This is a genomic window from Streptococcus oralis (genome assembly GCF_023109155.1).
In the GTDB taxonomy this organism is placed as follows: domain Bacteria; phylum Bacillota; class Bacilli; order Lactobacillales; family Streptococcaceae; genus Streptococcus; species Streptococcus oralis_BZ.
Genome location: NZ_JALDUA010000002.1, coordinates 463,505 through 470,433, shown reverse-complemented (window position 1 = coordinate 470,433; position 6,929 = coordinate 463,505). Strand labels below are relative to the sequence as shown.

Annotated in this window: 9 protein-coding genes; all 9 read left to right on the top strand. The window is 39.7% G+C overall.

Translation table 11 applies throughout. The features are described from left to right. Positions 1-1,704 (top strand): LPXTG cell wall anchor domain-containing protein (locus M1F63_RS06325; protein ID WP_247940989.1); only part of this gene is annotated, 1,704 nt, incomplete at its 5' end. Positions 1,705-1,917: 213 nt separating this feature from the next. Next, positions 1,918-2,547 (top strand): class I SAM-dependent methyltransferase, encoded by a 630-nt coding sequence (locus M1F63_RS06320; RefSeq protein ID WP_247940988.1) that lies wholly within the window; start codon positions 1,918-1,920, stop codon positions 2,545-2,547. 32 nt (positions 2,548-2,579) lie between these two features. Continuing rightward, the gene (locus M1F63_RS06315; protein ID WP_247940987.1) at positions 2,580-2,894 is read left to right on the top strand and encodes a hypothetical protein; all 315 of its coding nucleotides are present in this window, start codon (positions 2,580-2,582) and stop codon (positions 2,892-2,894) included. Between the two features lie 140 nt (positions 2,895-3,034). Further along, positions 3,035-3,211 (top strand): 30S ribosomal protein S21, encoded by a 177-nt coding sequence (rpsU, locus tag M1F63_RS06310; RefSeq protein ID WP_000048054.1) that lies wholly within the window; start codon positions 3,035-3,037, stop codon positions 3,209-3,211. Between the two features lie 64 nt (positions 3,212-3,275). Continuing rightward, complete coding sequence (locus M1F63_RS06305; RefSeq protein WP_247940986.1) at positions 3,276-4,238, top strand: hypothetical protein; 963 nt, start codon at positions 3,276-3,278, stop codon at positions 4,236-4,238. 136 nt (positions 4,239-4,374) lie between these two features. After that, on the top strand, positions 4,375-5,310 hold the full coding sequence (gene hprK, locus M1F63_RS06300) for an HPr(Ser) kinase/phosphatase (RefSeq protein ID WP_000115190.1): 936 nt from the start codon (positions 4,375-4,377) through the stop codon (positions 5,308-5,310). Next, positions 5,303-6,091, top strand: coding sequence for a prolipoprotein diacylglyceryl transferase (gene lgt, locus M1F63_RS06295; protein ID WP_000609709.1), 789 nt, complete (start codon positions 5,303-5,305; stop codon positions 6,089-6,091). The genes hprK and lgt overlap by 8 nt, the downstream gene beginning before the upstream one ends. Beyond that, positions 6,092-6,475, top strand: a complete 384-nt coding sequence (locus tag M1F63_RS06290; protein WP_000895033.1) for a DUF948 domain-containing protein — start codon at positions 6,092-6,094, stop codon at positions 6,473-6,475. A 15-nt stretch (positions 6,476-6,490) separates the two neighbouring features. Next, the gene (locus tag M1F63_RS06285; RefSeq protein ID WP_000517391.1) at positions 6,491-6,889 is read left to right on the top strand and encodes a YtxH domain-containing protein; all 399 of its coding nucleotides are present in this window, start codon (positions 6,491-6,493) and stop codon (positions 6,887-6,889) included. Positions 6,890-6,929: the final 40 nt, after the last annotated feature.

The following is a 6,929-nucleotide window of genomic DNA, read 5'->3' as shown; positions in this document are numbered from 1 at the left end:
GATAAGAATGGCACTCCAGTTACTGCGACCTACAGTCCAGAGTTTACGAAAGTGACCCCAACAGGAACTGGTGCAACTAGCACAGGTCCTCAAGGCCTTCCACAAACAGGCACTCCAACTTTCCAAGGTGGTGATCCACTGGTTCCAATTGATGAAACGGTCGAGCCAACCTTCGAAGATGGAAGCAAAGAGAAGACCATTCCAGGACAAGGAACCTACACGATTGCACCAGACGGAACAGTGACCTTCACTCCAGACAAACAGTTTGTAGGCAAACCAGATCCAGTCACCGTGAAACGCGTGGATAAGAACGGCACTCCAGTCACTGCAACTTACAGTCCAGAATTCACTAAGGTCACTCCTATAGGAACTGGTGCAACTAGCACAGGTCCTCAAGGCCTTCCACAAACAGGCACTCCAACTTTCCAAGGTGGTGATCCACTGGTTCCAATCGATGAAACGGTCGAGCCAACCTTCGCAGATGGAAGCAAAGAGAAGTCTATTCCAGGACAAGGAACTTACACGATTGCACCAGACGGCACAGTAACCTTCACTCCAGACAAGCAGTTTGTCGGAAACCCAGATCCAGTTACAGTGAAACGTGTGGATAAGAACGGTACCCCAGTCACTGCGACTTATAGTCCAGAGTATACGAAAGTAACACCAATTGGTAAGGATGCTTCCTCTGAAAATATTAAGGGACTTGTACAAACAGGTACTCCAACCTTCCAAGGTGGCGATCCACTGGTTCCAATTGATGAAACTGTGGTACCAACCTTTGAAGATGGCTCAACTGAAAAAGTGATTCCAGGTGAAGGAACTTACGCAATCTCACCAGATGGCACCGTCACCTTCACTCCAGAAGCTAATTTTGTAGGAAAAGGGACCGGCGTAGCGATTGTCCGTAAGGATAAGAATGGTACCTCAGTTACTGCGACTTATCGTCCAACAGTTGTAGATCCGTCTACTGGTCATGACACGGCTTCTACAGGAGCAAAAGGCCAACCACAAGTGGCAACACCAGTGTTTGAAGGACATATTGATTCGACTGTTCCACCAACATTTGAGGATGGTAGCACGACTATGGTTGTTCCAGGTGAAGGAAGCTATACAATTGATAAAGATGGTAAGATTACCTTTACTCCAGAACCAGACTTTGTTGGTACAGCTAAAGGATTGGTTGTGAAACGTTTGGATATGTATGGAAATGTAGTTATTGCTCATTATACGCCAACTGTCCTTGGACAAACACAAGTGAGTGATGCGACATCAGAAGGTCTTAAAGGTCAAACTCAGACTGGTAAACCAAACTTTACAGGTGATGTCGATCTGACAGTTCCGCCAACCTTTGAAGATGGAACAACTGAAAAAGTCGTTCCAGGTGAAGGAACTTATGTAATCTCACCAGATGGCACCGTCACCTTCACCCCTGAGGCAGACTTTGTAGGACAAGCCAAAGGTGTGAAAGTGATCCGTAAAGATCGCAATGGAAATATCATTTTAGGATTCTATACTCCAACCGTAGTAGAACTTCCTGTAGTTGAAAATCCAGAACAACAAGGTATTACAGAAGAAAGAACTGCTAAAACTCTTCCAAATACGGGTTCTGAGGAGACATCTCACTTGACAGCTGGTCTATTGGCTGCTTTATCAGGTATGGGATTAATTTCTCTAGCTCAAAGAAAAAAATCTGAGGAAGAATAATTAGTGGAGAAAGTCATCAAGTAAGTTGTTTTAGATACTTGATTGAAATGATTACATTCATTACTATCTAAGAAGATGTCAGTCTAACAGAAAGAGAGAACCAAATGGTTCTCTCTTTTTGGTAATTGGTTTAAAAATCGTTTAATTATTTTGCATCAATTATTCACAATTTTACTAAAGTGGTATAATATAGCTATACGAGGAGGATCGATTTTGATTTATATAATTGGTTTTATTTGTTTTTTACTTTTAATGTTACTATTTAGTCGCTTAATTCAGCAATCAAAGAACCCTTCGGGCTTTCTAGGAAAACGAATGATGAAATTGTGGAATAGAGCCTACCTCCCCATGTTTGTATGGGCAATTCGTCATCTGGATAGGACATTTTACCCTGTAATCTTAGATGTGGGAGTTGGAAATGGTCGTTCAACCATCCTACTGAAAGAAACTTTTCCGCAAAGTACCATAACTGGAATCGATATTTCAGATACTGCAATAGCTCAAGCCAAACAGATAGAGATGACTAATCTAAATTTTGAACGAAGAGATGTTAGTGAGACAGGATTTTCTGATGAAAGTGTTGATTTAATCACAGCCTTTCAAACTCATTTTCATTGGAGGGACCTAGAGGCTTCTTTTATGGAACTTCGAAGAATACTCAAATCAGACGGGATGCTCTTACTGGCTTGTGAATATAACAAGTTGTCTTACTTTTTACCAGAGGTCCAAAGCGAAGAAGCATTTAGACGATTCTTGTTATCAGTAGGATTTGAGCTCGTAACTAGTCAAAGAAAGGGAGCGTGGATCTTTTATAAAATTAGTAAAGGATTTGTTAAAAAGTAGCTTTTTTAAAATCTTTTACAGGAGGGATCGGAATGAATACGAAGAATAGGAATTTGATAGAAGATAATAAAAAAGCTGAAAACAAAAGCTTTCTCTATTATTTACACGAGGAAAAAGTATTTGATTCGCAGTCGCTAGCTGATTTATGTCGCTACGTAGAAAAGCTCGATTCTATTAGTATAGATCAGATGAGGGATTTGCATTTTATTGAAAATCAAATTCTTCGTCATCTGGTATATCATTTTGACAGCAATGACTTGAGTAAGATTTCGAATCTTCCTGATGAATATTGGGAATATATTGAACCTTTTGAACAAGCAGTAACAAAGTTGTATGATTTGATGTAAAAATTGGTGGATTTGATAAAGTATAGGCAAGAAAGTAATTATTGAATCGGAAAATCGGAATAAATGTAGGTTTTCCCTTGACAAATATTCATTTTGCGTGTAAAATGAAATAGATCTTGAACTTGAAGGGAGTGAAAAAAATGTCTAAAACAGTAGTACGTAAGAATGAATCTCTTGACGATGCACTTCGTCGTTTCAAACGTGCGGTTACTAAAGCTGGTACTCTTCAAGAAACACGCAAACGTGAATTCTATGAAAAACCTTCTGTAAAACGTAAACGTAAATCAGAAGCAGCTCGTAAACGTAAAAAATTCTAATTTGAAATGAAAGGCTAGACTTGTCTAGTCTTTTTTTGCACAATGTTTAGAGGAAGAAATTGTTATGAGAGAGTATATAAAAGAATATCAAAAGATGCGTGAAAATCACTTGGAAGATTGGGGTTATTGTGCTGATCCGATAGATTGGAAGGAATTTGAAGAGTCAAACCAAAGAATTTTTGAAAAGTATTTGACCGATTCAAAAGTATTGTCTGACAAGGTTTTAAGAGTAAAATTGTACAGTAGCTTATTGCTAGATGATATTCAATATTTTGCCTATTATGCGGCGTTTTTAGATGGGGATTATAAGCAGTTAAACAACGCTCTATGGCAAACAGGAAGAACCGAGCTGCTGAGAGGCGGTTTGTTGGCAAGTGGAACTATCTACACAGATGGAATTTTGAAAGGCTTGTTTACCTCTTTTGCTTGTAACGATTTTTCAGCCATTCCATCATTCATCCCCAAAGATTTACCCTTGTTGAAAGGAACCTATTATCCAGAAAATGTGATGAATCTTTTATACGCTCTTTATTATCAAGATGAAGAAAGATTATCCGAGTCTCTCTTGCGTGCACAACAGTTTTTAGGGAAGAAAAAACGAACTGGCATGGAAGAATTTTCTGTTCGGTATTTTATAAGTTTGGCAAGAAAAGATGCAGTTGCATTAAGTGAGTCCTTACAAAACTTATGTCAAGCTTATCAGAGGCGAGGTTACCCCTATGAAAAGATTGATAAGTGCTTTGCGGATGAGATTCATGGTCTATATCGTTTGGTACGATTTTTTGACCATTCCTTGTTCGAAGAAGTCAGTATGCCATCTCATAAGACTTTTTTGAAGGAGTTTGAAGAATGGCAAGTCCAAAATCAGTTCCCAAAAGGTCAACAGTTCTATACCTATCCTCAAGATATGGCTGATGCAAATAGAATATTAACAAAAGGTCTTCCAAGGATTTACTTAGCAAAATCTGGAAGGGATTTGGTGATAGATGTTGACCGATTTGCAGTAGATTTGTCTCGGTTAATTTGAAGGAGTACGAAAAGACTTCCTAGCCAAATCTTTCCCCAAGAAACATCAAATAAATACTGTAAATCCTGCAAAAAAAGGAAACTTCCAACTACAATCTGATATAATAGTAGGGAGAACTCGATTGAAGGAGGAAATTATGTCGGTTTTAGTAAGAGATGTCATTGAAAAACTCAGACTAGATATTGTCTATGGTGAAGGCGAATTACTTGAAAAAGAAATCAATACTGCGGACATTATGAGACCTGGTCTTGAAATGACGGGCTATTTTGATTACTATACACCAGAACGGATTCAGCTGTTAGGGATGAAGGAGTGGTCCTATTTAGTTGCCATGCCTGCCCAGAACCGTTATCAAGTTTTGAAGAAAATGTTTCTACCTGAAACACCTGCTGTTATCGTGGCTCGTGGTCTGGTAGTGCCAGAGGAAATGTTGAGGGCTGCTAGAGAATGCAAGATTGCGATTTTAACCAGTCGAACAGCAACCAGTCGTTTATCTGGAGAACTTTCTAGCTACCTTGATTCCCGTTTGGCTAAACGTACTAGCGTGCATGGTGTCTTGATGGATATCTATGGCATGGGTGTCTTGATCCAAGGAGATAGCGGTATCGGTAAGAGTGAGACAGGTCTTGAGCTTGTGAAGCGTGGACACCGTCTAGTAGCAGACGATCGTGTAGATATTTATTCTAAGGATGAGATGACTCTTTGGGGCGAACCTGCTGAAATCTTGAAGCATTTGCTTGAGATTCGTGGAGTTGGGATTATCGATATCATGAGTCTTTATGGTGCGAGTGCTGTAAAAGATTCTTCACAAGTTCAGCTAGCAGTTTATTTGGAAAATTATGATACACATAAGACCTTTGATCGTCTTGGAAACAATGCCGAAGAACTCGAAGTTTCTGGTGTAACGATTCCGCGTATCCGCATCCCAGTAAAAACAGGACGCAATATCTCCGTTGTTATTGAGGCGGCTGCCATGAACTACCGCGCTAAAGAAATGGGCTTTGATGCGACACGTTTATTTGAAGAACGCTTGACAAATCTAATCGCTCAAAATGAGGTGAAACATGATTAATCCAGTCGCATTTGAAATTGGCCCCTTTGCTATTCGTTGGTATGCTTTGTGTATTGTAGCTGGTCTGGTTCTGGCAGTCTATCTTGCTATGAAAGAAGCTCCTAAAAAGAAAATTCTATCAGATGATATTTTGGATTTTATCCTGATTGCTTTTCCGGTAGCTATTTTAGGTGCTAGACTATACTACGTGCTCTTTCGCTTAGATTATTATCTGCAAAATCCAGGTGAAATCATCGCCATTTGGAATGGTGGTTTGGCCATTTATGGAGGTTTGATAGCAGGGGCTATTGTCCTTTATATCTTTGCAGATAGAAAGCTGATTAATACTTGGGATTTCTTAGATATTGCAGCACCGAGCGTCATGGTTGCCCAGAGTTTAGGGCGCTGGGGGAACTTCTTTAACCAAGAAGCCTACGGTGCAGCAGTAGATAGTTTGGATTATTTGCCGGGCTTCATTCGTGACCAGATGTACATTGATGGTAGCTACCGTCAGCCGACCTTCTTATATGAGTCGGTTTGGAATCTGATTGGATTTGCTTTGATTCTGATTTTTAGACGAAAATTGAAGGGAATCAGACGTGGTCATATCACTGCTTTCTACTTGATTTGGTATGGTTTTGGTCGTATGATTATCGAAGGAATGCGGACAGACAGCCTCATGTTCTTTGGTCTGCGAGTTTCCCAATGGTTATCAGTTATCCTTATCGGACTCGGTATTTTTATCATACTTTATCAAAATCGAAAGAAAGCACCTTTCTATCATACAGAGGAGGAAAAATAAATGTTAGAAGTTGCATATATACTTGTTGCGATTGCTTTGATTGTCTGTTTAGTCTATTTGACAATCACGATTCAAAAAGCAGGTCGTATGATTGATGAAACAGAGAAAACCATCAAAACGCTAAGCTCAGATGTGAACGTTACCTTGCATCAGACCAATGAATTGTTGGTTAAGGTCAATGTGTTAGCAGACGATATCAATATCAAAGTTGCGACGATTGATCCACTCTTTACGGCGGTGGCAGACTTGTCAGAGTCAGTATCTGATCTCAACCAACATGCGCGTGTTTTAGGCAAAAAAGCTTCATCTGCTGGTTCAAAGACCATCAAAACAGGTGCAGGCTTGTCCGCTCTTCGTGTCGCAAGTAAATTTTTCAAAAAATAAAAAAGGAGAAATCTTATGGGAAAACTATCCTCTATCCTTTTAGGAACAGTTTCAGGTGCTGCTCTTGCTTTGTTCTTAACCAGTGACAAGGGTAAGCAAGTTTGTAGTCAAGCTCAGGATTTTCTAGATGATTTGAGAGAAGATCCAGAATATGCTAGAGAGCAGGTTTGTGAAAAACTAACAGAAGTGAAGGAACAGGCAACTGACTTTGTGCTGAAAACAAAGGAACAAGTAGAATCTGGTGAAATCACTTTTGATAGTGTCCTTGACCAAGCTAAAAACTGTGCTCGACAAGCGACAGAAGCGTCAAAGGAAACCTTTAACAATCTCAAGGAGCAGTGGCAAGAACAGTCAACAACTCCAGACGTTGCTGAAGACCAAGAAGAAATCATCATCGATATTACTGAAGTATAAGGTATCACCATCTCTGGTTTTGGGAGATGGTGATTTTTAT

Bases quoted from the DNA above. Each gene is read 5' to 3' on its own strand.
- hprK (WP_000115190.1), top strand. From the start codon at position 4,375: ATGTCGGTTTTAGTAAGAGATGTCATTGAAAAACTCAGACTAGATATT.
- lgt (WP_000609709.1), top strand. From the start codon at position 5,303: ATGATTAATCCAGTCGCATTTGAAATTGGCCCCTTTGCTATTCGTTGG.
- M1F63_RS06285 (WP_000517391.1), top strand. From the start codon at position 6,491: ATGGGAAAACTATCCTCTATCCTTTTAGGAACAGTTTCAGGTGCTGCT.
- M1F63_RS06315 (WP_247940987.1), top strand. From the start codon at position 2,580: ATGAATACGAAGAATAGGAATTTGATAGAAGATAATAAAAAAGCTGAA.
- M1F63_RS06290 (WP_000895033.1), top strand. From the start codon at position 6,092: ATGTTAGAAGTTGCATATATACTTGTTGCGATTGCTTTGATTGTCTGT.
- M1F63_RS06305 (WP_247940986.1), top strand. From the start codon at position 3,276: ATGAGAGAGTATATAAAAGAATATCAAAAGATGCGTGAAAATCACTTG.
- rpsU (WP_000048054.1), top strand. From the start codon at position 3,035: ATGTCTAAAACAGTAGTACGTAAGAATGAATCTCTTGACGATGCACTT.